General features: G+C 58.5%; 21 protein-coding genes and 1 pseudogene. 7 read left to right on the top strand and 15 right to left on the bottom strand.

The window, feature by feature from the left end:
* Positions 1-73 precede the first annotated feature (73 nt).
* Positions 74-1780: a GH32 C-terminal domain-containing protein gene (locus tag J5N58_RS13755; protein ID WP_244711189.1), complete on the top strand. Its 1707-nt coding sequence runs from the start codon at positions 74-76 to the stop codon at positions 1778-1780.
* Positions 1781-1787: 7 nt separating this feature from the next.
* Here the strand turns inward: J5N58_RS13755 and J5N58_RS13760 are convergent, their stop codons facing one another.
* From J5N58_RS13760 to J5N58_RS13770, 3 genes are all read right to left on the bottom strand, one after another.
* On the bottom strand, positions 1788-3200 hold the full coding sequence (locus J5N58_RS13760; protein WP_425314467.1) for a protein kinase domain-containing protein: 1413 nt from the start codon (positions 3198-3200) through the stop codon (positions 1788-1790).
* A gap of 2 nt (positions 3201-3202) precedes the next feature.
* Entirely contained in the window at positions 3203-3943 is a 741-nt protein-coding gene (locus tag J5N58_RS13765) for a metallophosphoesterase family protein (protein WP_244711194.1), read from the bottom strand.
* A 103-nt stretch (positions 3944-4046) separates the two neighbouring features.
* The gene (locus J5N58_RS13770) at positions 4047-4349 is read right to left on the bottom strand and encodes a hypothetical protein (RefSeq protein ID WP_244711238.1); all 303 of its coding nucleotides are present in this window, start codon (positions 4347-4349) and stop codon (positions 4047-4049) included.
* 229 nt (positions 4350-4578) lie between these two features.
* On the opposite strand from J5N58_RS13770, the gene J5N58_RS13775 reads away from it, so the two are divergent.
* A complete protein-coding gene (locus tag J5N58_RS13775; RefSeq protein WP_244711196.1) occupies positions 4579-6066 on the top strand; it encodes a pyruvate kinase in 1488 nt (495 codons plus the stop codon).
* Positions 6067-6102: 36 nt separating this feature from the next.
* On the opposite strand, the gene J5N58_RS13780 is transcribed toward J5N58_RS13775, so the two are convergent.
* A complete protein-coding gene (locus J5N58_RS13780) occupies positions 6103-9612 on the bottom strand; it encodes a hybrid sensor histidine kinase/response regulator (RefSeq protein ID WP_113444358.1) in 3510 nt (1169 codons plus the stop codon).
* A gap of 217 nt (positions 9613-9829) precedes the next feature.
* Between J5N58_RS13780 and mscL the strand changes: the two genes are divergently transcribed.
* The 3 genes from mscL (at position 9830) to galE (ending at position 12805) form a co-directional block, all read left to right on the top strand.
* On the top strand, positions 9830-10255 hold the full coding sequence (mscL, locus tag J5N58_RS13785) for a large conductance mechanosensitive channel protein MscL (RefSeq protein ID WP_112827812.1): 426 nt from the start codon (positions 9830-9832) through the stop codon (positions 10253-10255).
* 154 nt (positions 10256-10409) lie between these two features.
* Positions 10410-11579 (top strand): pyridoxal phosphate-dependent aminotransferase, encoded by a 1170-nt coding sequence (locus J5N58_RS13790; protein ID WP_113444359.1) that lies wholly within the window; start codon positions 10410-10412, stop codon positions 11577-11579.
* 191 nt (positions 11580-11770) lie between these two features.
* On the top strand, positions 11771-12805 hold the full coding sequence (galE, locus tag J5N58_RS13795) for a UDP-glucose 4-epimerase GalE (protein ID WP_113444360.1): 1035 nt from the start codon (positions 11771-11773) through the stop codon (positions 12803-12805).
* Between the two features lie 57 nt (positions 12806-12862).
* Here the strand turns inward: galE and J5N58_RS13800 are convergent, their stop codons facing one another.
* On the bottom strand, positions 12863-13198 hold the full coding sequence (locus J5N58_RS13800; RefSeq protein ID WP_113444361.1) for a protein tyrosine phosphatase family protein: 336 nt from the start codon (positions 13196-13198) through the stop codon (positions 12863-12865).
* Between the two features lie 259 nt (positions 13199-13457).
* Here J5N58_RS13800 and J5N58_RS13805 point away from each other — a divergent pair, with 259 nt between their 5' ends.
* Positions 13458-13811, top strand: a complete 354-nt coding sequence (locus tag J5N58_RS13805) for a hypothetical protein (RefSeq protein ID WP_162757487.1) — start codon at positions 13458-13460, stop codon at positions 13809-13811.
* A gap of 42 nt (positions 13812-13853) precedes the next feature.
* Here J5N58_RS13805 and J5N58_RS13810 read toward each other — a convergent pair whose 3' ends face one another.
* The 6 genes from J5N58_RS13810 to J5N58_RS13835 form a co-directional block, all read right to left on the bottom strand.
* A complete protein-coding gene (locus J5N58_RS13810) occupies positions 13854-14237 on the bottom strand; it encodes a hypothetical protein (RefSeq protein WP_113444363.1) in 384 nt (127 codons plus the stop codon).
* Between the two features lie 298 nt (positions 14238-14535).
* Entirely contained in the window at positions 14536-16353 is a 1818-nt protein-coding gene (locus tag J5N58_RS13815) for a TniQ family protein (RefSeq protein WP_244711199.1), read from the bottom strand.
* A complete protein-coding gene (locus J5N58_RS13820) occupies positions 16353-17354 on the bottom strand; it encodes a TniB family NTP-binding protein (protein ID WP_244711201.1) in 1002 nt (333 codons plus the stop codon). Before J5N58_RS13820 ends, J5N58_RS13815 begins: the two co-directional genes overlap by 1 nt.
* Positions 17351-19543 carry an integrase gene (locus tag J5N58_RS13825; protein WP_244711203.1) on the bottom strand — a complete coding sequence of 731 codons (2193 nt, stop codon included), beginning with the start codon at positions 19541-19543 and terminating at the stop codon, positions 17351-17353. The genes J5N58_RS13820 and J5N58_RS13825 overlap by 4 nt, the downstream gene beginning before the upstream one ends.
* 73 nt (positions 19544-19616) lie before the next feature.
* Entirely contained in the window at positions 19617-20201 is a 585-nt protein-coding gene (locus J5N58_RS13830) for a hypothetical protein (RefSeq protein WP_244711206.1), read from the bottom strand.
* 95 nt (positions 20202-20296) lie between these two features.
* Positions 20297-20467, bottom strand: a complete 171-nt coding sequence (locus J5N58_RS13835) for a hypothetical protein (protein ID WP_157835782.1) — start codon at positions 20465-20467, stop codon at positions 20297-20299.
* A 384-nt stretch (positions 20468-20851) separates the two neighbouring features.
* Here J5N58_RS13835 and J5N58_RS13840 point away from each other — a divergent pair, with 384 nt between their 5' ends.
* Entirely contained in the window at positions 20852-21133 is a 282-nt protein-coding gene (locus tag J5N58_RS13840; protein ID WP_244711208.1) for a hypothetical protein, read from the top strand.
* A gap of 202 nt (positions 21134-21335) precedes the next feature.
* Here J5N58_RS13840 and J5N58_RS13845 read toward each other — a convergent pair whose 3' ends face one another.
* The 4 genes and pseudogenes from J5N58_RS13845 to J5N58_RS13860 all read right to left on the bottom strand — a co-directional run.
* Positions 21336-22010 (bottom strand): phosphoribosyltransferase, encoded by a 675-nt coding sequence (locus J5N58_RS13845; protein ID WP_244711210.1) that lies wholly within the window; start codon positions 22008-22010, stop codon positions 21336-21338.
* A complete protein-coding gene (locus J5N58_RS13850) occupies positions 22007-22753 on the bottom strand; it encodes a DNA-processing protein DprA (protein ID WP_244711212.1) in 747 nt (248 codons plus the stop codon). The genes J5N58_RS13845 and J5N58_RS13850 overlap by 4 nt, the downstream gene beginning before the upstream one ends.
* A gap of 384 nt (positions 22754-23137) precedes the next feature.
* Positions 23138-24916 (bottom strand): ATP-binding protein, encoded by a 1779-nt coding sequence (locus J5N58_RS13855; RefSeq protein WP_244711215.1) that lies wholly within the window; start codon positions 24914-24916, stop codon positions 23138-23140.
* Positions 24913-25394 (bottom strand): annotated as a pseudogene (locus J5N58_RS13860) (hypothetical protein); the annotation flags it as partial. The gene J5N58_RS13855 and the pseudogene J5N58_RS13860, both read right to left, overlap by 4 nt.

Below are 25394 nucleotides of genomic sequence, written 5' to 3' on the forward strand. Positions count from 1 at the left end.
CAAGTCATGGAACAGTGGGGCCGCCGCGGTCGTTGCTTCTCCAAAACAGGATAACGAAGAAAGGGTGATCGGTATGGACCAGACGGACGATGCAGTTGAGGAAACCATACGGGTCATCCATGCGGACCTGCCCGTTAACGCGACGCTGCATCTGTGGTTGAAAGCGGTGAACGAGGAAAGGCCCGGATCTGTGTCGCTGCACAGCGTCAATGGCAAGTTCGGGGAGGTGCAGGCGATCAATGCCGAGGAACATTCCTTCCGCATCTATCAGGTGTTCGGCGGCGGGCCGATCGAATTGCGCTACGACAGCCGCGACACCGCCGTTTCCGTCGCCTACTGGTTCACCGCCGCGGACGTGCTGGAAACCGGTATTACAGTTTTGCACACCAGCCTGGCCAACCAGCCGCCGGATCTGCCGGCAAGCTATCACTTCCGCCCACCTTTCGGCTGGATGAACGATCCGAACGGTTTCGGTCGCTTCGGTGGCCGGCCGCACCTCTTCTATCAGCATTATTCGCATGGCCGCATGTGGAACAACATGCATTGGGGCCATGCCGTCTCCTCGGATTACCTGCGCTGGCGTCACATGCCGGTTTTCCTCTTTCCTTCGGAGGACCTGACGGCACGCCCGGATAAGCGAGGTGGTGCTTTCTCGGGCTCGGCGATCCCCTTGCCGAACGGACCCGGCATCCGTGTCTTCTTCACCGAGAAGGTGGCGGAGCGGATGCCCGAGCAGGAGATTCAGATGACGGCCGCTTCCGCCGATCTCTTTACCGCTGGGGAAGCTTCCGTTCTTCTGGCACAACGCCCGGCCGGGGAAGGCCTGAGTTTCGACTTTCGCGACCCCTATGTCTTCAAGGGACCGGATGGCCTCTGGAAGATGTTGCTGGGTAGCCAGAGCGAGGAGGGCGGCGTCATCCTGCTTTATGATACAGATGATTCCCAGGCCGCGAGCGGCTGGACCTATCGCGGCAAGTTGATGGTCGACCGCCGCTATCGCACGACCGCGCTGGAATGCCCGTGCCTGTTGCCGATCGATGGCGAGGCGACTGACCCGAAGACGCGCTGGGCACTGATCTACGGCTTGATGCATTCGCTTGACGAAAAGACCGGGCGGCGAAACCTGACCATGGTCGATGTCGGCTGGTTCGACGGGCGGACCTTTTCGCGGGAGTTCAGCCGGGAGCTCGACTTCGCTACGGACAATTACGCCTTTCAGGCCTTCATGGACGGCCAGACGCCCGTCGGTATCGGCTGGCTCGGCAACTGGGTCGACACCGGGCCGACAATCGAGTTCCCGAGCGCCATGACCTTGCCGCGTACGTTACGGCTGGAGAGTGGTCAGCTTCTTACCCCTCCGATCGGTGCCGCGGAGAGCCTCAGAAGCCATATTCTGGACCGGACGCGCCTTGCGGCCGGCAGTGACGTCACCTTCCTCAACGGCGCGGTCGAAATCCTGTTCGATCTTGCAGAAGCCGGCGCTCCCTTCGATCTTGTGCTGGATCATCCCAATCTCCGGCTGGGTGTGGTGCAGGATGAAGCAGGGCTCTTCATCCGCTATGGCGGAGATGACGACGCGAGGCCGCGCTACGTTGCGGAGGGAGCGCGCGTCAGCCGTCTCCGCGTCTTTCTGGATTACGGTTCCATCGAGGTTTTCGCCGATGGAGGACGTTACGCCGGCACCAAGCGCATCGAAGGCTTCGAGCCGGTCCGATCCGCCCGGCTTCTTGCCGCCGCCGGTGTGATCCGTTCGGCAACTATCTGGGCGCTGAGGCTCTAGCGTCGCCCTATTCCGCCGCTGCGGTGGCTCCGCGAACCCTCACAACCGTCACCGTGCAGGGAGCGGTTGCTGCCACTTCGCCGGAAACGCTGCCGAGCAGCGAGCGCATGGCCGAATTCGCGCGCGCCCCCATGACGATATGGTCGACCATATTGTCCTGCGCGTAATCGAGAATGGCCTGCGCCGGCGAGACCGACTCGATGACGTGGTAGGTCACGGTCCCCTCGGGCGCCTTCATCGGTTCAGCCCAGTGCTTGAGTTGCACCAGTCGTGCCACATGCTTGTTGTTGCCCTCTGCATCGAGATCGCTTTCCAGGCTGATGCGCGCGATCTTCAGAACGTTCAGGCAGGCGATGCGGGCGTCGGGTGTCTTTTCGATGATACGGCCCACCGTGAGCCGCAGGGCATCGGCAAGCGGTTCGGATCCACTCGACAGGTCAATCGCCACCATCACGATCGGCGCGTTCGCAAGACTAGCGACGGCATTCGCCGGTTTGAGAAGCTCGATCGGGTCCGGATTGAACCTGCGTTTGATGACGAGGGAGAGACCGTCCCGCTTCAGCTTCTCCGCCCGCGCGGTCAGCGTCACCTTCGAAAGATCCTGCAGGTCCATCGCCAGTTGCGCGGCCGTCGGATAGCGCCGCGCCGGGTTGATCTCGAGGCATCGCAGGATGACCTCCTGCAACGCCTTGGGAATATCCGGGTTCAGCAAGTGGGGCGGGATGGCGTCTCGCCACAACCGCTTCTTCAGCCCCTTCATCCGCTGGGGATCGCCGAAGGGTCGCCGGCCCGTGGCGAGGAAATACATCAGGACTCCGAGGGCGAAGAGATCGCTGCGAAAATCGCTGCGGACCCCGAGTATCTGTTCCGGCGCCATATAGGGTGCCGTGCCGTAGGGGAGCCGGAATTCCTCGTGCATCAGATCGGGTAGCTGCAGATGCCGGGCAAGGCCGTAATCGACCAGAACGGCCTCGCCCGTTTCGCGGAACATGATGTTGGAGGGTTTGATATCGAGATGCACAACGTTCTGCCGGTGCAGATCGGCGAGCGCCGTGGCGATGCGGTTGCCGAGCATCGCAACTTCTTCCGCCGCGCGGGGCAGATCATCGAGAAGGGGATAGAGAGAGGCGCCGGGCAGTCTTTCGAAGACGATATACGGTTGAACCGCGAAATCCCCGTTCGCGACGAAGCGGGGCACATGCGGACCCGAGAGTCGCGGCATAATCATCTGTTCCATCTCGAAGCCGACGATCATGGCCGGATCGGTGCCGCCGCCGATATCAGGCACCTTCATCAGCATGGGAAAATCGATGTCCGGCCGAGTGACCTCGAACAGACGGGCCATCCCTCCCTTGTGGGCAAGATTGCCGATGGTGAAGCCGTCGATAACGCTGCCGCTTGCTGGATGCGCCTTTCCCATCGTCATCGTCCCTTGACCAGTCGTGCAGCGAGGCTGTCGGGCAGGCCCGCCGCGCGGATTTTCGCCGCTGCGGTTTCGATGTCGTAGCCGACGCGATGAAATTCGAGTTCACCCTTGTCCGTGTCGAGAATGCTGAAGGCGGCTGCGGGATTTCCGTCGCGCGGCTGTCCGACCGACCCGATGACGGCAAGCCAGCGCCGGTGGGCCAGGAGCGGGATGCCGTGGGAAGAGGTTGGCGTGAAGGCGGATACCTTGTCGTTCGCTCCGAGACAGTAGAGCGCCGGGCGGTGCAGGTGGCCGCAGAAGATCAGCCGGGCGCTGCAGGCGGAAAACTGCGATAGCGCATCATCGGTATCCGTCACATAGCTGAAGCGCCCCGGGGTCGTCGTATTCGCGTGTACGTAAAGGCGGTCTCCATCCTCCTCCGACAGCGGCAACCCCGAAAGATAGGCGCGTTCGTCGGTGTTCATCAGACCGCGCGTCCAGTTGATGGCGGCTGCCGCGGTTTCGTTCATGGAGATTGCCGTATCCTCCAGCGCTTGATCGTGATTGCCGCGCACCACGATCGCACCACGCTCTGCAAGTTCCATGGTCTTGCGCGTGCACCAGACCGGATCAGCACCATAACCGACAATATCGCCGAGCACGACGTAGCGCGCCGCGCCTTGTCGTTCGGCCGCTTCGAGCACGGCTTCATAGGCCTCGCGGTTGGCGTGAATGTCCGAAAGCAAAGCGATCCGCATGGCCCCTCCCTGGCGACGAATGCTTGAGCCTCAATCTAGGGTGCTTTTCGAGGGTGCGCTATTGGCCGGAAGGAGGGTGTACAGGGTTGTCCAGACCCTTGCCTCAGCCGGGATGAAGCCCCTGTAGCTCTGCCGGAGGAGCCTTCTTGTCGCGCTCTGAGTTCTCCGATGTTGCAGAGCCCGTGGCGTGCAGGTCTTCGAGCCGTTTCTTGATCGAAAGCGAATAGATTGTCTGAAGGATGTTACGGTCGGCAAGATGCGGATCGGTCAGGGCCAGAAGAGAGGCACGCACTAGCTTCTTGTTGTTTACCTGCGGGCAGCGTTCCTGGACATAGGCAAACAATGCAGCGTCTACCAATCCGGCGGACGCGCCGTCGACAAGAGCCTCGTAAATCTTCTTCTTTATCCCTGTGTGCCGCGCCCGCCCCGCGAAGCATAAGGAAGACCTTAGCGGTCACAAAACTGTCATGCAACGAACCTTATTTCGCTTTTGCGAAAGTAAGCTGAAGGCGTCATCGCTGCGTCAAACAGCCGAAGTAGCGTGAAGATCTTCCGGTCCGTAACTGCGGCATTCGCCCCTCTGGTGAAGCCGCAACGTCTATGGGACGGTGATGTATCGCCAAGTGGAGCAAGGAATGAACACGCTGCCAAAGCATGTGACCGAAAGGCCTGTCGAAGCACTCCTCGAGGAAGTCGTCGGCCTGCGTGCCGAAATCCTCGACTCCTCGGCAGTACTGATCGAAAAGTTTGGGGTCGATGCGGTGGAGGCTGATCCGGCGCTTGCCAATCTGGCGCACTATCTCGCGCTCCGCCACCATGACCTGCGGTCGTTGCAAAGGCGCCTGATGTGTCTGGGTCTCTCCTCACTGGGGAGGCTTGAAAGCCGCGTACTGCCGACGCTCGATGCGGTGATTGGGGCACTCGGTGCGCTTGCAGGCAGGCCGGTTCCCGTCGCCATGCCGTCCGAATCCGATTTCTTTGTGGGCGAGGTTCGTCTTGCCGAAGCCGCACGCGATCTCATCGGACCGGCGCATCCCACCCGCCGCACGCGCATCATGGTAACGCTTCCGAGCGAGGCGGCGACAAATCCGGATTTTCTGCTGGACCTGGCAAAGGCCGGCATGGATGTGGCGCGCATCAATTGCGCCCATGACGGACCGGAAGCCTGGCGGGCCATGGCAGACCATGTCCGGGCCGCGGGAGCGGCGGTCGGCCGCGAAATCGCCGTGCTGATGGATATTGCCGGCCCGAAAATCCGCACGGCAGAAGTGGTGCTGCCGGAAAAGAAGGCCAGACTTGTCGCTGGCGACAGAGTTCGCCTCGTGGCCTCCGGCAAGCCGCGCGTTTGCGACCGGGTGAAATTCTCTGCTGGCGTCTCGCTTCCGGAAATGGTCACCCGCCTGTCCGTCGGCGACCGTGTGCGTTACGATGACGGTAAACTGGAAGCCGTGGTGGAAAGTCTTGCGGATGGCGAGGCGGTGATACTGGTGCAGAAGACCAAGGCCGGCGGCACGAGGCTGAAACCTGAAAAGGGAATCAATCTGCCCGATACGTCGCTCGGCCTTTCGCCCCTGACCGCCAAGGACGAGACCGATCTTGCGACCGTTATCGAGTGCGGCGACATCATCGGCTACTCCTTCGTCAGCCGTCCGGAAGACATCGATCTTCTCGAAGAGGTGCTGAAGCGTTACGGCGTCGGGGGGCGCAGCCTCGGCCTGATCGCCAAGATCGAACAGCCGGAAGCGGTGCGCAATCTGCCGGCACTGATCGCCCGCGCCCGCCGCAGGGGGCCGTTCGGCATCATGATCGCCCGTGGCGATCTTGCCGCGGAAATCGGTTTCGAGCGGCTGGCGGAAATGCAGGAGGAGATCCTGTGGATCTGTGAGGCGGCTTCCGTGCCAGCCATATGGGCGACACAGGTTCTGGAGGATCTGGTGCGTGAGGGCATTCCAACGCGCGGGGAAATGACCGATGCCGCCATGGCGGTCCGCGCGGAATGCGTCATGCTGAACAAAGGCCCTGCTGTCGCCCAGGCAGTAGAACTGCTCGATCGTCTTCTGTCGCGTATGGACGAGCATATCCAGAAGAAGACGCCGACGCTGAGAGCGTTGAAGTCCTGGTGACCGCGCCATGACCGCCTTCGGCGGGCGAACGGCCTCCTATTCGGCCGCCGTCTGTTTCAGCGCTGAAATCTGTGCGATGAAGGCGCGAAGCGCTGCCGGGCGCACCGGCTTGTGCTGGAGCGCGATATTCTGTTTCTCGGCTTCCGCCCGTACTTCGAGCGTGCGGTCCGCGGTTAAAAGCAGAGCCGGCACATCGCGTTCATAGAGCGCGCGCAGCCGAAGGATGGCGCCGATGCCGCTGCCGTCGCCGAGATGATAGTCGGCAATGATGAGGTCCGGCGGTTCCCTGTCCGCGGCGACGATGGCATCCAGTTCCTCGATGGAGCCCGCACAGCGGATGTTGCATCCCCATCCGGAAATCAGGAGCTGCATGCCCTCGAGGATCTTGGGTTCGTTGTCGATGCAAAGGATATTGAGGCCTCGAAGCGGCTGTACACCCTTGTCCTGCCTTGCCAGTTCCGCCACGCCGCTGCCCATCGGCACCGACTGGTCGAGCGGCATGAGGACCCGGAAGGTTGTGCCCTTGCCCTGCTTGGAAGAGAGCTGCACCGGGTGGTTGAGCACACGCGCGATACGGTCAACGATGGAAAGGCCCAGGCCGAGGCCCGAGGCCGTGCGCATGCCTTCCTCCAGCCGTGCGAACTCCTTGAAGACGGTGCGGAATTTCGAAGACGGAATGCCGATGCCGGAATCCATCACCTGGATCGCGACCTCCTTGCCCTGCCGGCGGGCTCCGACCAGAACGCGGCCGGAAGGGGTGTATTTGATGGCGTTGGAGACGAGGTTCTGCACCAGCCGACGCAGCAGGTTGGGGTCTGAGCGTACCCTGAGCGAGGTCGGCATGACGATCAGTTTCAGGTTTTTCTCGCGTGCCATGGGTGCGAAGTCGGTCTCGATGCGTTCGAGCAGATCCCGCAGCGCGACGGAGGTTACACGCGGTTTCATGGCGCCGGTGTCGAGACGCGAGATGTCGAGCACGGCGCCGAGAATGATCTCGACGGACTCCAGCGCAGAATCGATGTTGCGCACCAGCGAACTGTTCTCGCTCTCGCCGAGCCTTTCGACCAGCGAGGAGGAGTAAAGGCGTGCGGCGTTGAGCGGCTGCAGGATATCGTGGCCGGCCGCTGCGAAGAAGCGCGTCTTGCCGATATTGGCCTCGTCGGCGGCGGCACGGGCTTCGGCGAGCGCATGGTTCACCCGGGTCAACTCCGCGGTGCGTTCGCTTACGCGCTGTTCCAGCGTCTCGTTCGCCTGTTTCAGCGCCTTGTCGGCGGCCACCTGGCTCGTGATGTCGGTGAAGGTTGCGACGATGCCCTTGTCGGGCATGGCGTTGCAGCGAACCTCGATGATCCGGTCGCCCCCCGCCGTCACCAGTTGAAAGGGCGTGTCGAACTGCTGGAAGCGTCGGACGAGCGGTGCCTGTTCGCCCGCCGCCACGTCGCCGCGTTCCGCCAGCATCGCCACGATCTCGGCAAGCGGATAGCCGACCTGTCCCACATGCTCGGGCAAATCGAGCAGGCTGCGGAAGCGTCGGTTCCAGATGGTCAGCCGATTGCTGGCATCGAAGACGGCGATGCCCTGTTCCATCTGCGAAAGTGCCGTCTGCAGCATGTCCTGATTGTATTGCAGGGCTTCGCTTGCCTGATCGAGCAGCCAGGCGGTATCGGCAGAGGTATCCTCGGCCTTTTGCAAGATCAGTGACAGCACAAGGCGTGCGGAGGACGAGCCGATGGCGCTGCCGAGCAGTTGTTCCGAGAAATGGATGAACGCCATATCGGCGGGGCTGTCGTCGTCCAGCCTGCGACCAACCGTCTGCTCGTAGCTGCGGAACGACCGCTGCATGCGCTCGTCGCCGAGATAGCGGGCGATGGCGGCCTTGAGGTCGCCGACGGAGACCCGCGTCTTCCAGCCTCGCGTGGCAAATTGCGTGCGCGGATGACGCTTGACGAAGATGCCGGACTGGATGCGCTCGACGGGCCTGGGGTTGCGGCTGAGCGTGCCGGCGACGAAGGCGGCGGTGTTGACCAGCAGGCTGAGCAGTGTGCCGTTGACCAGCGGATCGGCTTCCGCACCCGTGAACATGTCGATGCCCGGAAAGAGGAAGCTCAGGATCGATGCCGCGATATGGCTGTTGTCCTCGGCGCCGAAACTCGGAAGGAACAGCAGATAGGCCCAGACGAAGAAACCGGAACTGAGACCCGCGATCGCACCGCGGGCATTGGCCCGGCGCCAGAAGAGACCGCCGAACAGAGACGGTGCGATCTGGGCGATCGCGGCGAAGGCCAGAAGGCCGATCGAGGCAAGCCCGGTCGAATTGTCCGCCGAGCGATAGTAGACATAGCCGAGCAGCATGACCCCGAAGATCGAGGTTCGCCGGATATGGAGAAGCGTCTTGGCGAAGTCGGCCCGGTGGCTGGGCCGTACGAGCAGCTTCTGCCGGAGAAAGATCGGCAGCACCATGTCGTTCGAAATCATAATCGCCAGTGCCACGGACGCGACGATTACCATCGCGGTGGCGGCGGAGAAACCGCCGAGGAAGGTGATGAGCGAGACGAACCGCATCTCGTGCGTGAGCGGCAGCGAAAGCACGTAGAGATCGGCGTCGCCGGTGCCGCCGAACAGCATGACGCCGCCCATCGCGGCCGGCAGCACGAAGATATTGATCGCCACCAGGTAGAGCGGCATCAATATACCGGCAAGCTTCAGTTCCCGCGTGGTGCGGTTCTCGACCACGGTCACATGGAACTGCCGGGGCAGCATGACGATGGCGAAGGCCGAAAGCGCAATCAGCAGGATCCAGCGACCGGGCGGCGTATGATGCGTCAGGGCCGCCATGACGGCCTGGTTCTCGACGGCCTTCTGCCAGAGATCGGCCGGCCCGTCGAACAGGAAGAAGACGACGTAGATCCCGAGTGTCCAGAAGGCTACCAGCTTGACGACGGATTCCCAGGCGATTGCGAGAATGAGGCCGTCCTGGTGTTCGGTCGCGTCGGTGTGGCGGGTACCGAAGACGACTGCGAAACAGGCGAGCAAGAACGCAACGACCAGCGGAAGGTCCACGAAATAGAGATTGCCGGTGCCGATGCCGTAGTCGGTCGGGTCCACCATGGCCGTGACCGAATTGGAAACGGCTTTCAGTTGCAGTGCGATATAAGGGATCGTGCCGACAAGGCAGATCACGGTCACCAGCATTCCGACGATGGGATTCTTGCCGTAGCGGGCTGCGATGAAGTCGGCGCCGGAGGTCAGCTTTTCCGCCTTGGCGAGTTCGATGATGCGTCTCACGATCGGCATTCCGATCGTGAACATCAGGATCGGGCCGATATAGATGGCGGTGAATTCCAGCCCGCGTTCGGCCGCGAGCCCAACGCCGCCGAAATAGGTCCAAGAGGTGCAGTAGACGGCAAGACTGAGCGCATAGACGACCGGCCGCCCGCTTGCGGGCACCCCGTAGACCCGGCTTTTCCGATCGCCATAGCTCGCCACTGCGAAGAGCAGCAGCAGATAGGCGAAGGCCGATGCGAAAATGACCCAACCCGGAAGCACGCTTCCTCCTCATGAACGGCGCGCTGGAACTGGAGGGAACTTTAAGGGAGTTTCCATCCATTTGAAATCGCTTACAGCTTGACATTAAGTCGAAGATGCCCGTTCCGCGATTGCAGATTTACTGTTTTCGAAAGCTCGAAACTTGATTAACCATGCGGAAGGTGAGGTGTCCGGGGCGGCGGGCGCGTCTTGCTGTCTTTTTAGAAGGAGAAGGGTAATGCTGAACGAGTTCAAGACATTCATTGCACGCGGCAATGTCATGGATCTCGCAGTCGGCGTCATCATCGGTGGCGCGTTTGGTCTGATCGTCAATTCTCTGGTTCAGGATATCGTCATGCCGATCGTCGGAGTTATCTTCGGCGGTTTCGATTTCTCCAACTACTTCCTGCCCTTGAGCTCGAAAGTGACGGCGACATCGCTCGCCGCCGCACGCGAACAGGGGGCTGTCTTCGCCTACGGCAATTTCATCACCGTGGTAATCAACTTCCTCATCCTGGCCTGGATCATTTTCCTCATGGTCAAGGGCGTCAACACGCTGAGAGCCTCGCTCGAAAAGCAGGATCAGAAGGTTGCCGAAGCAGCTCCGCCGCCGGCCGATATCCAGCTTCTGACGGAAATCCGCGACCTGCTGAAGACCCGTTGATCGTATCTGCAGACAATCCAAAGACCGCAGCCAGTCTGCGGTCTTTTTCATTCATCACCAGAATCGATTCTGTGCTCACCGAATGTCATGGGATTTTCCGTGCGTGATGGGGTAGAGCTCCTGAACATCTGAAAGACTTTCAAAGAGGTTCCGCATGTCGCTCGTCAAGGATCTCAGCCCGCGCGCTCTGGCGGCGCCGGAGAGCGGGATCGTCGAAATCATCAACTACGCCCGCGGGCGTGATGGCCTGCTGCCGCTCTGGGCAGGCGAGGGCGATCTGCCCAGCCCGGATTTTGTCAATCGAGCCGCAAGCGATGCGCTTCTCGCGGGTGAAACTTTCTACACATGGCAGCGCGGCATTCCGGATTTGCGAGAGGCTCTGTCGCGATATTACGCGCGGCATTTCGGCGTGAACCTGCCGCCGGAGCATTTCTATGTGACCGGTTCCGGCATGCAGTCGATTGCGCTGTGTGTCCAGGCGCTGACAGAGCCCGGTGACGAAATGGTCTATCTGTCGCCGGCCTGGCCCAACATCGTTTCCGCCATAGAGATTGCCGGTGGCCGAGCTGTCGGCCTGCCGCTGACCTTTGCCGAGGGCCGCTGGTCGCTCGACATGAACGCGCTCGAAGCGACGGTCACGCCGAAGACGAGGGCGCTCTTCATCAATACGCCGTCCAATCCGACCGGCTGGACCGCAAGCCGCGATGATCTCGCCGCCATCCTGGCCCTGGCGCGCCGCCATAATCTCTGGATCCTCGCCGACGAGATTTACGCGCTCTATTACTACGGAGCAGGACCGCGTGCGGCTTCCTTCCTTGATGTCATGGAGCCGGGCGACCGCGTCTTGTTCGCCAATTCCTTCTCCAAGAACTGGTCGATGACCGGCTGGCGGGTCGGCTGGATCGTGGCGCCCCCGGAAACCGGACAGGTCTTTGAAAACCTGATCCAGTATTCCACTTCCGGCGTCGCGCAGTTCATGCAGCGTGGCGCGGTTGCGGCCCTCGACCATGGCGATGGCTTCGTGCGCGAGAATTTCGACCGCGCCGCAAGGTCGAGAGACCTTCTCTGTGATGCCCTGATTGCGACGAACCGTGTTGAGACGCTGAAGCCGGAAGGTGCGCTCTATGCCTTCCTGAAGATCGACGGCATCACCGACAGCCGGCAGGCGGCGATGGATATCGTCGATCGCACCGGTGTCGCGCTGGCGCCCGGATCAGCCTTCGGCAAGGGCGGCGAAAGCTTCCTGCGTGCCTGTTTCCTACGCGATCCCCGTCAGATCGAAGAGGCAGCGGACCGCCTTAGCCGCGACATCCTCTCCCTTTGATCGCGTCCGGCAGGGCGCGCTGCAACGGCTTGCCCTGCCGATCGGTAAAATTAGATCGATTTTCGAAAGCCTGTATTTAGTATAGTTAAAGTTAAACGGCGCGAATGGACGGATTGGGCGCCGGACGTAAATCTTGTTAAAGCCGGAAATGAATATGTTCTTCCCGATCGATAAAGAAACGGGAAGTAAAAATGGCGATCTTGGTTACGGGCGGCGCTGGCTACATCGGCAGCCATATGGTCTGGTCTCTCCTGGATGCCGGTGAAGACGTGGTTGTCATCGATCGCCTGTCCACTGGATTTCGCTGGGCCGTTGCTCCCGCGGCGCGTTTCTATCTCGGCGATGTGGGCGACGACAAGGTTCTGACGCAGATCTTCGCCGAAAACGATATTGAGGCCATCATTCATTTTGCGGGTTCAGTCGTGGTCCCGGATTCCGTCGCCGACCCGCTTGGCTACTATGACAACAACACCGGCAATACCCGCATCCTGCTCTCTGCGGCGGTCAGGGCCGGTATCGACAAGTTCATCTTTTCCTCGACGGCAGCCGTCTACGGCACGCCGGATGCGCCCGTGCCGGTGGTCGAAACCGCGCCCCTGCGGCCGGAAAATCCTTATGGCCAGTCCAAGCTGATGAGCGAGATCATGCTGAAGGATACGGCCCGCGCCCATGATTTCCGCTATGTGGCGCTCCGCTACTTCAACGTCGCCGGCGCCGATCTGCTCGCCCGCACGGGCCAATCGACCGTGCGATCGACCCATCTCATCAAGGTGGCCTGTGAGGCCGCGCTCGGCAAACGACGCTCTGTCGAGGTCTTCGGCACAGACTATGCCACGACGGACGGAACCGGCGTTCGGGACTATATCCATGTCAGCGATCTGGTGCTCGCGCATCTGAACGCCCTCGACTATCTGCGCCGCGGCGGAGCCACGCTGACCGCCAATTGCGGCTACGGAAAAGGCTATTCTGTTCTCGATGTACTTCGCACCGTGCAAAAGGTTGCGGATGCGCCGATCTCTATCGAATACCGCCCCAGACGAGAGGGAGATGCCGCCTTTGTCGTTGCCGATGCAACGCTGGCCCGCTCCACCCTGGGCTGGGTGCCGCGTCACGATGATCTGAAGACGATCGTTGCGACGACGCTCGATTGGGAGCGTCGTCTTTCCCACGACGAGACGCCCGATATCGAAGGTCTGCGCCGCCGTCTTGCCGCGAGCAGTTTCTGAAATCGGTCGGAGTTCGTCGGTGGGGCGCGGTGGACCGCCGTTCCAGCCTTCGGCAGATCAGCCGATTTGCTGCGCCATCTGGTAAAGGCCGGCGCAACGCGCCCCGGAAGCACAGAAAGCGAGAACGGGACCTTCCGTCTGTCTCAACAGATCTTTCAACGTCGTCGCCTGTTCCATGGCAACGGAACCGGGGATGACAGGCAAGTAGTAAGCCTTCAGCTTGGCGGCCTTCGCAGCCTCCTCGATGGCAGAAAACTTCGGCTGTCCCCAGCCTTCACCATCCGGCCGCATGCAGATAACAGCGGCGTAGCCTGACGCCGCGACCTGGGCCATGTCAGCCGGGTCGAGCTGGCCACTCACATGATAGCTCTGGGTAACCGGGCGTATATGCATTCTTTCCCTCGTTTTTCGATGACGGCCTGCAGCGCAGAAAGCGGGATTGTTGGTGACCGCTTCCGCGATAAAACATATAGCAATTAATATGTATATGCCGGGCGGGCTTTTGGCAATGTGCGGAACTCGCGTTTCGTCGACGAACCGTCGTCAAGGATCGCCCAAATATGGGTGCGCCCCGGTTGTGAGCTTCTTGCCCGTTGACGGCCCTGGGGGCCGCGCCTAGCTGGAAGCCGTTCTTTCTTCGGAGATGTTTCAGATGATCGCAAAGACCTTCCGCCTCCCGATTATGATCGCAACTCTCGTGCTTCTGGCCGCTCCGGCCGCGGCCGAGGAAATCTGGGCGATGACCACTTCTGAGGGAACCTGCCGCATTTCCTTTCATGAGGACCCGGTCGCCGATGGCGTCTTTGCCACCTTGCAGCACGACGATGTCTGCCCCGAGACTCTGAAGGCCGTGTCGGGTTACTCGATGAGCAATGGCGACAACACCATCATGCTCTACACGACCTATTCGGGCCTGGAGATGGTCGGACGGGCGGACAAGGAAGAGCCAGGCCTTTATGTCGGCATGATCGGCGAAAGTAACTTGCGAATCAGCCAGCTCGACTGACCGTAATGCATTAGGGTGTGGCGCGGTATCCTGTGCTGGCCGTCAGTGACCCCGGTTCGCCACAAGCCACTTCTGCAGTGCTGCGACGATTGCAAGCCTCAGGCATGCGCCCTCGGAAAGGGCGCGTTCTAGCGCTGTCCCATCCTCCTCAAAGCCTATTTCCGCCATGACCTCGCTTGCAGAAAGCGAACGTGCCGCCATGATCGCCCTGATACGCGCCACGCTCGATGGCATGAGATAACGCCCGCTGGCAATCGGCGAGCCGGAAAGCAGTCCCGTTATATTTGCCTCGCCCGCCATGTCGCCGTCGCTGACATGCGTGGCACCGCCGAGCCATTGCAGGAATGCATAGCGCTGCTGCTCGGATGCCTTCTCCCAGGAATTCTGAAGCTTCTGAAGGCGGTTGCGCTTTGATTTCCTGGACATGCGATCTCCCTACCGGCCCCGATCTAGCGCAGGATATTCGGAAGGGCGAGCGTAAATCGCGAGGATCAGAGAATTGAGACAAGTCCCGGCCAGCACACGGACGGCATTTCCGCCAGCGGCTGGTGCGGCCCCTAAAGTTTGGCCCTGATGAATATGAGAGCCCAGGTTTCCTGGGGTTTCGGAGGAAAATCGTTCATCTGCCCATTGCAGAAAGTGCGATTATCGGTGGCCGGAATAGCCTCATAGGCAAAGAAAAACCCGCTTTCGCGGGTTTTGAAAACTGTATCCGGATGCTGCGTTACGCCAATCCAAGCCGTTGAACGTCAGACCTTCGATAAAATCTGGCAATCTTGCCGGTCGTTTCAAAGATCGGTTTGATCCCTTCCTTGTCCAACGTCTGCTTCAAACCGGCAATCTGTTTGCCATTCTCACGGGCCATTGTGCTCAACGAAATGTGCTTCTCCAGAAATTGCTCGACGGCGACCGGATGGACGAAACGTTGGTGGACGCGAGTGCGAGGATGACGCCGCATCTCTACCGGGAGGACCTCGCGCTTAAGGAGTTCGTCGATGGTGACGGTCGTCGTGCGCAGTGCTTTCTCCAGCGCAGCTACATCAAGATAGTTCTCTGCCTCATCAAGGGCCACGTGCGGAAGGACCTCCTGCGGATCAACGAGCAGGTTCTTAAGGAGCAGCTCATCGCCTGACCACGACACCTTTGTCAGCTTGCCGCCGAAAATGAGATCAACGATCTCGGGAACCTTGCAATGGCAGATAGCTGTGGCGATGTGGATCGAGACGAGGCCATCGTTCGACACACAGTTCCGTTGCGCCTTGAGCCGTGCCAGGAGGCTTACCACGCTTTCACGAGAGATGCGCCGGAATACCCTTGCATAGTCCTCCGAGTTCGCATGATACGGCAGGTGTCCCTGCTGGAGAAGGATGTCGAGGAATTGCCATGTGCAGCCCAGGAGGCTGGCTGCCTCAGGTGTCGTGAGGAGCTGTGTCTCCAGAACCAGCTGTTCATGCAGAGCTGCACGAGGAAACACGCGTGCGGCCTTAACACCACCATCCGGGGTGCCGGTAGTGAAGCCGTATTTCTCGATTACGTTCTTCACCCGGTCAGGCGTAAGCTGGTACTCGACGGCCGCAGAGCGAACTGTGTGGACTTGACGTTCCTTGACTTCGGTGAGGAAGACATCGCCTGCCTCCATGGGAATGTGCTGCTCGGCGTGGCGCTGAAACAGCTCAACGACCGGTCGATAGTCAGGGTCATTTACGAACTTCCGCAGCCAACGACGTGCTACGCCATAGATATCCATGAATTCGGTGGCAGTTTCGATAGCCGCATGAACGTGGTGGGAGAGAAAAGACAGGACCGCTTCTTTGCCCTGCTTGGCAATCAGGAAGCCCTCCCGGCGGCATGAGCCATTCATGAATCCATCCGGAATGCGGTTTCGCGCACGTCCGTCCTCAGGAAGGTTTTTAAAATGCCCGATGACGGTGCAGAACTCTGCCGCCACATAGGCCGGGAGTTCGTCCAGAAACTCGGACGCCTTTCCTGCGCCGTTCACGCGGTTAGAGAAGTAGACATCAGCCAGGTCCGGCTCGCGAATTTCAGGAAGGTTCAAACCCAGTGCGTCACCGCGCCGTGCGATCCATGCGGTGATATCGCCTGCGGAGATCACTTCAAGTTCGCACCCGTGGATCGGACATGTGCCAATCACCATCCACCTCCATGCAGCACGAACATAAGGACGTGTGACCGCGCGACCATGCCCTGCAGCCATGTCCTGGTAAAGGCAATGGCGGCAAACCCGGAGAGTTGCCATTTCCAATTGTGACCGCCGGACGGATGTCGCCCCGAAACTCGTCACGTTGTTACCGGTCAATGCGAACTTGCTGAGGCGTGTTGCCGGGACGCCAGACCAAGCCGACAACAAGCCTGCGGTCTCATCATTCATGGCCTGCAGGCCGGACAGCGACAGGCTGGTCATCCAGCAAAACTCTTCCAGGTCATGGTAGCCGTTGGCCTTCGCCAACCTGGAGGCGAACATTACCTGGCACTCGTCATCGTGGAGAACGATCTCACGGGAAAGCTTTGAACCGAACATCATCACTTCTTTCGTTTGGATACTGGTTTACGCCTGTCAGCGAGCGCGTTCTCTGGAAGAATGTCCCGCCACTTGTTTCCACGGAAAGGGTTGTCCTGGGGCAATGGTGCCATGCGGACCTGGTACACGGCTTCAAAATCAGACAGCGTGACTTTGCGGCGATTAGCGTTAATCGCCGCAAAGCAGGCTTTCTTGACGTCGTCACAGATCGTGCCGAAGCGTCCCTGCCCCGCCAGTATGAGACGTGCAGGAAGCTCATCCTTTTCGGACCAGCCGGGCTCAAGGCCTGCGTGCTTAACGACGATATTGGACAAAATCTGTTCAGCTGCTCGCAGGTCCCTCGGGTCTTTCAAGAGTTCGAGCCGAACGGTGTTAGAGCGATTGCTCAGCTGATCATCACCGCCACTGATGAAGTTTGCCAACTCATCGACGCCAGAGAAGATGGCGTGAAGCGGCCAGTTCTTGATCTGGAGAAGGCTCTTCACGTCGCTTTGCACGGACTTGATGGCGAACTCCGTATTGTGGAGAACCGTGTCCTGCATTTCGTCGATATGCAGGTACTCCACCCGCTGATCGCGCAACTGATCTTTCAGAAAATCGTACAGCTCGGGATTGCTAATTCGTTTGTTACGAACGACAGCGCCAAGCTCCTTCAGGATTTTCAGGGCGAGTTCCCTGGAACTGCACGGCGACGGTGCTTCAATGCTGATCAAGGGGCGCACCCACTCGCCCTCCTCATCCCGGTACGGTTGGAAGCTCGCCTTTTCGCGGAAAAGCTCCTCCAGCATGCGCGACTTCCCCGTATTGGATTCACCGATCACGAAGAGGGCGCGTTCCTTGAAGCCACCGCCCTCACGGCAGGCTTTCGCGTTGGCAATAAGCGCATCAAGGTGCTCGCCGACCTCATGATATTTTGCGTAGCGCAGGTACAGCTTATGGAGATGGAGCTTACGGTCCGACGGGGTCATGGTGGGGGCGTTCTTGGCCATGCTGGCGTCAGTCATTCGATCTCTCCAAAATGCGAAGGTTCGTCATCGTTGTTGTGGGAAAAGGCGTCAGCTTCCGAATTGCTTTCCTGCATCTCCTCGCTGGTCGGAGGACCGGCAAATTCACCGCCTTGAGGACCGACGTAGCCGTCGTGGAGCGGGTCGTAGGCGATCTCGTCTTCGTGCAGTTTCACCTCGTCGACCTTGTCCTCCTCAGTGAACGGGCGGCCTTCGAACAACTGGTCGGTAGCGTGCGAAATCTCTTCCGGGCGCAGTGTATGAAGGGAGATTCCCGCGCGCATTGCGGCGCTGGTACCAGCACGACGCATGACGTTGATCGCCTCGTACATGATCGGCAGGTTGGCTTCGGACTTCACCCCGTTGCGGCGATTGAGGTCCTGCTTGGCAAGGTACCATTCTGCCAGCGAGATGTTCGTCGGCATACCGATGCGATTTTCGACCGTCAGCCAACCTTCCCCAGTAAAGACTGACACGGCCCAGAGATCGTTGCGGTGGATGCGCACCGGGTATTCCTTAGAGCCATCCTTGCGGCGGAGGGTTTGCAAAATATCAGAGTTGTAAGGAATTCCGTGGACCGTCACACCAGCGCTGTCGATGACGCGTTTCTTCGTCACACCGAAGATATGGCGCTTCTCGTGACGACCGGGCATCGCACGTACACGATAGGTTTTGGTTTTCTGAACCCAGGCTTCGTGCGGCGTCAGATTGTTGAGGCGTGCAGACGGGCGATTGTGGTGGATGTCGCAGATTGCGCGGATCACCAGATTGATGAACTCGTCGACAGCCAGGGCCGCGTTTTTTTCAGCGTCATAGTCGTTCTTCTCCACCACGTTCGAGAAGGTGCGTCCGTCGAAGAACATCATGATGTCGCGCGCGAGCGTTTTGAACAGGCTCTCGATAAAGGGGCGCTTCCACGCTTGACCGGCGGGTGGACGCGTCAACGCAATCTTGCACATGAGGAATGCATCACGCGTCGCGTCTGCGATGTAGGGCGAACCGTTGTCAGTATAGACTACCTCAGGACGAACGCCGAACCACGGGGTCTTCGCACCCACCAGCTTGGCAATATCCGTCTTGTCGGTCATCACCATTTCAAGGGTATCGACGACAAGGGCCGAGGACGGATTGCGTCCTCCTTTGAGTGCCAGCACATAGTTGGTGGCCGTGTCTACAGCACCGCAGAACCAGATGCGCTGGGGGTTCTCAATCAGGTATTCTTGAATTGCCTTCGGAAGCATTTGCCAAAAGCCGCATCCCTGCATGGACGTCATGGCATCGGCATTCCAATCGTCCATCTCGACGTGTTCGCCAGGACGTTCGGTATCATAGGAATCCATTTTGGGCTTGAACTGGGCGCGAGCGAAGGGAAGCCCTTCGCGGCCCGCAACGACCTCGAACTCGTCCATGGCATCAATCAGAGCTTCGAAACGTTTGCGCCCGGGAGTAATGAGCGGTGCCTTTCCAACACGGTTTTTGTTTTCCTCTGCAATGCGGGCATGGACATCACGGAGCAGCTTTGCCTTCGACGGCTTGCGGCGGCTGGCATAGTTGCGTGCTTCCTCCAGCCAGATCGCATAGCTTTCGGCGCACTCCACCTTCGGATTGCGGAACCCCGGTCCATTGCGGCGATAAATGAGAGCACGGACATCACGACCGCAGCTCATGTACTCGCGGTAGTGACGATTGAAGCTGCGAACGGAAGGAGCGTTAAAAAAGGTTGTACTAGCATCGCAGCGCGTCTTGCGTTTGGTGCCCTCCTGTTCTGTCAGTTCCTGGGCCTCAATCTGGATTTCCAGGCTCCATTTCTTGAGCAGACCCGCAAGTTTCTCGCTACGGGGGAACTTGCGACCGGTTTCCGCGCAATGCTGCTCATAGCGAAGGATCAACGCTTCGTGGAAACGAGCGATGGCCACGTCACGCGGCTTGAAGTCGTCGACGCGCTTGTCCCCGACGAGATGACGCAGCTTCGTCTCCGTCTTGGTGTGGAAATTGTAGTGGACCGATGCCTTGTCGTTCATCAGCGCCTGGCGGATTTCAGCATGGGAAATACGCGTCTCGAAACGGTGGTCCGTTTCCCTTTGGAAACGGTATTCCTTGCTGTCGTAGTCAACAGGGACCCAGTTGGTGCCACGGTAGGTGAAACGGTCGAGTGGGCCCATTTCGGTGATCGGAGTATATTCGGTCATCTTAATTTCCTTTGGACATAGCTTCGCCGTCCTCAGGCACGACGTGTCTGAGTGAGGGCAGGATTGGGGTTGGTTAGAGGTTGATGGTGAACCAGGTCAGTTCATTGACCCGGCCGCGTTGAACTGGTTTGAGGACCTGCAGATCGATCAGCCGCCAGATCGCGATGGTGCGATCCGTCCGTTCGACATGCGGCGCATACAGCTGGAAGAACTGTATCTGGCTATCGCTCTGCCCATGCAGCTCGCTCAACAGCGTGCGTACATGGCCCTCATCATGAAATTCGCGAGACCAGAGGATGGTCTTTGCATTGCGAAAATCGTCCTTGGTCGCATGCCGCTCAGTCATGATCCTCATGTCATCGAACAGCGCACGATGTATTGTCTGGACACCAGCAAAGACCGGGTGGAGTTTGGCTTTTTCGCGCTCGTATTTGACCGCAATAGCCAAACGAAAGCCGCTTTTGAACCGGGCCCAGTAATCGAAGGTGTGTTCCCGCACTTGTCCCTCCGGATCGACAAACGTCACCTTCGGGAACTGGGAACGGACCTCCACGATGCCGTGGCGGGCCTGGATGACAGCAGAGACCTGCTGCTCAAGCTCGCTTTCATGCTGAACCTGGCGATTGTCGAAGACCGACGCGCCGTTGGTTTTCAGCATGTGCTTCACAGGAACGTTGCGTGCGCCACCGTGAAGACGAGGTGGCACCCAAAGTTCTGGTTCATCGTGGAGGTTGGGGGAAAAGCTGGTCGCGCTTACCATTTGGACGTACGCATCCCGACCATTGCGTTCTTGTCGGCATCAATTCCGCCATCCTGGAAAACCTGGAAGCGAGAATGAACGCCTTCTCCGTTGCCGGAGCGCAATTCGGTCAGAATGGCACGACGCACCAACACGTGGTGCAGCACATTTTTCGATGGGCGCATAGATACCTCCTGGGCGCACATGGGTGGCAGCCCATCCGGAGGTAGAGGACGCAGTGTCCTTACTTCAGATGGAGCTGAGGAAGGTCTTTCCTAGATTGACGATGCGTATCATCGTGGGGCTCCGTGTTTGAAACTGGGGCGAAACATAGTCAGCGGCGGTACCGGGAGTCTAGCGGGGAATTTGCGTGTTGGAGATATGGTTAATACAATCGATATATGCTCAGTCTGAACCTGCGGCTCATGACAGGTTACTTAGAAGTCTTGTCTGTGCTCGCCAATAAGAGCCTTGAAGCGCCATTAAATCAGGCGTTACACCAGTCCGAAATTCACACTTTGTTAGCTGGCTGTAGGCAAGTTGCACCTTTCCCCTGAAAGGTGATTGTGATGGAAATTTTCAAGCTTATTTGGCGGTTTTGCCTACACTCTCTCTTTAGCACGTCTATTTTTATTGGCATCGGTGCGGCAGCGGTGTGCGTGCATTGGTTCACAGAGTGGCTTGAGCACCAAGGCATCTCAGGTGGAATACTCCTGGGATTCAAATCGCTTGAATATTTTGTTTTCGCCGTTGATGGTCTGGCGTACGCTATTGTCTTGTTAATATTATCCGCACAATTCTTAAGAGATATTTGGAAGGTGGCAAATGCAGAATGGGTCGAAAACGCGTGAACTTGGCGGCTTTTGGGAGTACGTACTAGGTTCCATTAAGATGAGCGCAAAACAAACCGTGAGATTATATTTCGCGCCAGTTTTTATGATCGCGCGATATTTTAACGGCTCGGCTCGGCGCGAGAAGCTCTAACGGCGTTCGTCGTCTTCGGTCTGACGATGATATGAGAAATGACCTGTCGGAGAATTGGCGGCGAGACAGTCATTGGCCAAAGCCAAAGAAATCCGCGATCCGCATGACGCTGCGTGTCGCGATCCTCCACCCTGGAGGGTTCACAGGGTCGCCCGCATCAAGTCTTTCGAAAATCGTGTAGCAGCCGACCACATTGAGGCCAGCTTCTTCGAGCTTGATCTTCGCGGCAGCCATTTGGGACCCGGTCGTTAGGAAATCGTCGAATACTACTACCGGGAAATGCGTTCCGCCATTGATCTGCAGCGCATCGAGGTGGTCGTCGACGCGACGGGCACGTTGTCCCAAATGAGCTTTGCCAACGGGCGCATTCCATCGGAGCAGGTCGAGACAAACCGAGCCGTTGTTCATTACCCGAACGAATGAGCGAACAATGCTCAATGTTCTGAACACATTATTTTGCCCAATTACGCCGTCGCCGTTTGGTATCGGGACCACTGCGACTGGGTACGGGTGGTCTGCAACTATCTTGGCTGCAAATCTCCGATTTATTTCATGCTGAAAAGCACCAACGTTGTTCTTGTCGATTTTCGTTAGCACGCCATTCACGATAAAATTGAAGCTGCCGTTCAGAGGTTCAGCTTTCACCACCCGCTTCATATGGATCGCTTCCCATTCAATCTGGGGGCGGTTGTCTTTATGTTCCGCATTATATGGGATCAAGCAAGTCACAGAGATATCGGTCATCGGCGCGTGGCTTCCAACAGCTCGGATGTTTCAGTCAGCACTCGCGTCTTGGGATGCTTCAGAAATTTGGACGGCCAAGTGACCGACACATCGTCGACGACCGACTTCATGATGAACAGCCACCGATTATTTCTTTGGCATTCGGCCGCCTGGTGGAGCGTGCCTGAGGTGTCCGACGCTTCGACAATCACCGTTGCATCGCTCAGGACCGCCATTACCTTGTTGCGGGCTGGGAAGTTGGACTTGTAGACCTGCTCACCGGTGTTGAACGGCGAGATCAGGAGGTGACGACTGTATATCTCCATCTGTAATTCGGCGTTTTCGGCCGGGTACACCCGATCCAGGGGCGTACCAATCACAGCAGCCGTGTTGCCACCGGCGTCCAGCGCAGAATTATGGGCGACGGTATCTACGCCCTTTGCCAGTCCGCTCATTACAAGAACACCCGCTTCCGCAAGCTGACGCGCGAGCTTGGATGCACGACGAATTCCATCGGGACTGATTTGCCGCGTACCAACAATCGAGACCGTGGGCTTGCTCAAAAGGCGGAGATCACCAGCAAAATAGAGGAACGTATCGCGTTCACCGTAGCTTCGAAGGAGATCAGCCTGACCGGTGGTGTTAGCACTGCGCCCGAAGCGGTGGAGCACTTCCTGCAGAGTAGCCGTGCGGATTTGATCCGGCCTCACATACGATGAGGCTGGTCGCTTGCCCTTCGACGAAGTCGCAGCACCGGCTTTCATGCACCCAACTTTACAGCGATTTCAGACGATTCGCGAGCTTGCAGGGCTATAGGAACAAACATTCGGAATCGCTTGCGGCAACATCAGTCGCGTTCAGTACATTTGGTCCCGATACGTCCATTGATTCTTCTTCTCCCAGAATCGAAGAAAGGCACAATTCAACACCGCTCAGACGAAAAAGACGGCTTCGGTATCGAATAAAATCCTCCTCTAGATTGGCGATAGAAGCGATGTCCACCCATTTGAACGGACTGGTCTGTCAAACCATAACGTCGCTTTCGGAGTTGCCCGTTCTGACTCTACAGCTCACCCGTAGGTATCGGCGAAACCTACGAGACGCCAAATACAGACAACAGCATTCAAAGAAGCGGGGTGATCCGCCATTTATGAGTTATTTCCCCAGAACGCCTGATAGCGCGGTCCATGGGATTCTGGTTGCTGCCCTTTCTCGGGACGGTCGACGAGCACAGGCAGCGGAGCCGGTAACTCCGGTCCGACGATGACCGCTTCTCCCTGCGCAAGCGAGGGTATGAAAGCGGCGGCGGCGCGATCCAGGTCACCGCACGCACGTTCAATGGTCTCACGGTCACGGTCGTTGGTCAGACGGTGCACGAAAAGCGTGCCGAGCTGGCTGAGGACATCCGTCGGAACGTCTCTCGGCCGTTGCGTGGCTATGGTTGTCGTCAGCCCGTACTTTCTTCCTTCCTTGGCAATTAGACCGAATGCATCGAGCGTCACATGGTTCGTATCGTCCCCGATTGATCGACCGATAAACTGGTGGGCTTCGTCAAGAAAGCAGACCAGGGGGCACTTTTGAAAAACGTTCTGCCGAGCAAGGCCGAGCAGGTAGCGACCAAGCGTGTTCAACAGCAACTCACGCGTATTATATTTAAAACTGACATGCTCGAAAGAAAGAACGAGCGCGTGCCGATCTGGATCGGCGATGAATTTCTTTATCTCCTCGCATATGTCAGCACCGTCTTGAGAGAAGAAGCACCGCATTTCCGGTGAAGACAAGTAATTCTCGATGCGTACGTTCAAGGAATTGCAATTACCCAAGGCAAAATCGTCGTAGGCACCGTACTTTCCCATCTCGTCAGGCGTATGCTGCTTGATGCACTCTTCTTTGATCTGGTCAGATAAGAGGCGAATGTCGAAGTCGCACAACTGGGAATCTAGCTCGGTAGTAAACTCGATAACAGCTACGGACAGCGCATTCCGGCTGTTTCCTGCTTTTTTGACGACGCCCTTACGTCGAACCTCGACGTACCCCCTGTCTCCAATTTGATAGCGCTCATTCGCACCATCTAGAGTTTGCGCATATCTATGCGGTGTCTTACGAAGGGCAGTGACTAGACGCAGGCTCTTGATTGCGCTGCGAAGGTTGGGTCCTTGGCTTTGAACTGACGGCGTCAAGAGGGCGTACAGGTCGATCTCGGACAACTGCCGATATGGAAATCTGGCCAGGGGCTGTTTGTCATTCGCCTTCGAGAAGGAAAATTCCTTGGCTCCAGATACCTTCCCAGCAAACTCGCCCGTGGGATCGAACAGGATGCATTTGCCGCCCAGCCGAACGATCTCGTTCAGGAGCTTCGACAATGTCCAACTCTTCCCGCCTCCGGTTGCTCCAAATATTCCGCAGTGCCTCCCGAACAGCTTTTCAGGTGGCATAGCAATTGATGCGTCTGCGATACCGGAGAGCCTACCGAGATGCACCAGAAGGCGTTCATCCTTTCCCGGCTCGATTTCTCCTTGAAGCGCTTCTCGAATGGCCGCTGCGAGTGCTCCGCCATCCGCCAGATAAACCCCATCTCCAACGCGCGGCTTGACGTTGATCCCCCGCGTGACTTTGTGGGTTGCTTTATTGACGGTCGCAAGAAGCTGTGCACGGCCTTGTGGTTCCGCGCTTGCATCAACTTCCATCTGCCGTTCTAGCCCCGGACGTTGCCGGTCGGGAATGACTACGTCAGTTATCCGCCCGAGAATCGTCTCCTGATCGCAATCGACGAACACGAAGTCACCAGTTGCGCCTCTTGCCAAGCCTCGTTGCCCACTAGCGGCCAGGGCCTTAGGGATCGTCAGTTCAATCGACGACGCACTCACCCTCGTCACGGTGCCAACGCGCTTGTCAGGATCGATCAACGCGATCACTGGTTCGGTCATAATGCGACATCCCTGATCTGATCAAGGCGCATCTGGAGGCGTTGTCGATCTGACTCACCCGTGATCGCGGGAATGGCATCGACCAAGTCTTCGAACCTGCCATTCAACAAGGTCACTCGCGGATCGCCCTCTACGACCAGGCGAGCCATTCGGTTCTGATATTTTCTTGTTGGCAGCCCAACGTCGAGGAGGTGGTCGGGGGCCGGATAGGCTTCCAGCTTCACGGCTGGGATGAAAGACGGATCAACCAAAATGAGCCGGAGGCTGAGGTTTGACTCCAAAGCTGACCAGATGGGGGCGCTGATATGATCGTCAGCGAAGCCGAAACCAGCGATCAAAAGTGCGGTATCTGGTTCACGAAGAGCTGCTTGAAATGCGGCGAACATGTCGAGATACGGAATTTCGAAAGCTTCCTGATATTTGGTCGATCTCGGGTAGATTGAACCGCCCCGACTTTGCCGGAGACCCCAACTCGTGA

It is taken from the genome of Paenirhizobium cremeum (assembly GCF_022884085.1).
Lineage (GTDB): Bacteria > Pseudomonadota > Alphaproteobacteria > Rhizobiales > Rhizobiaceae > Allorhizobium > Allorhizobium cremeum.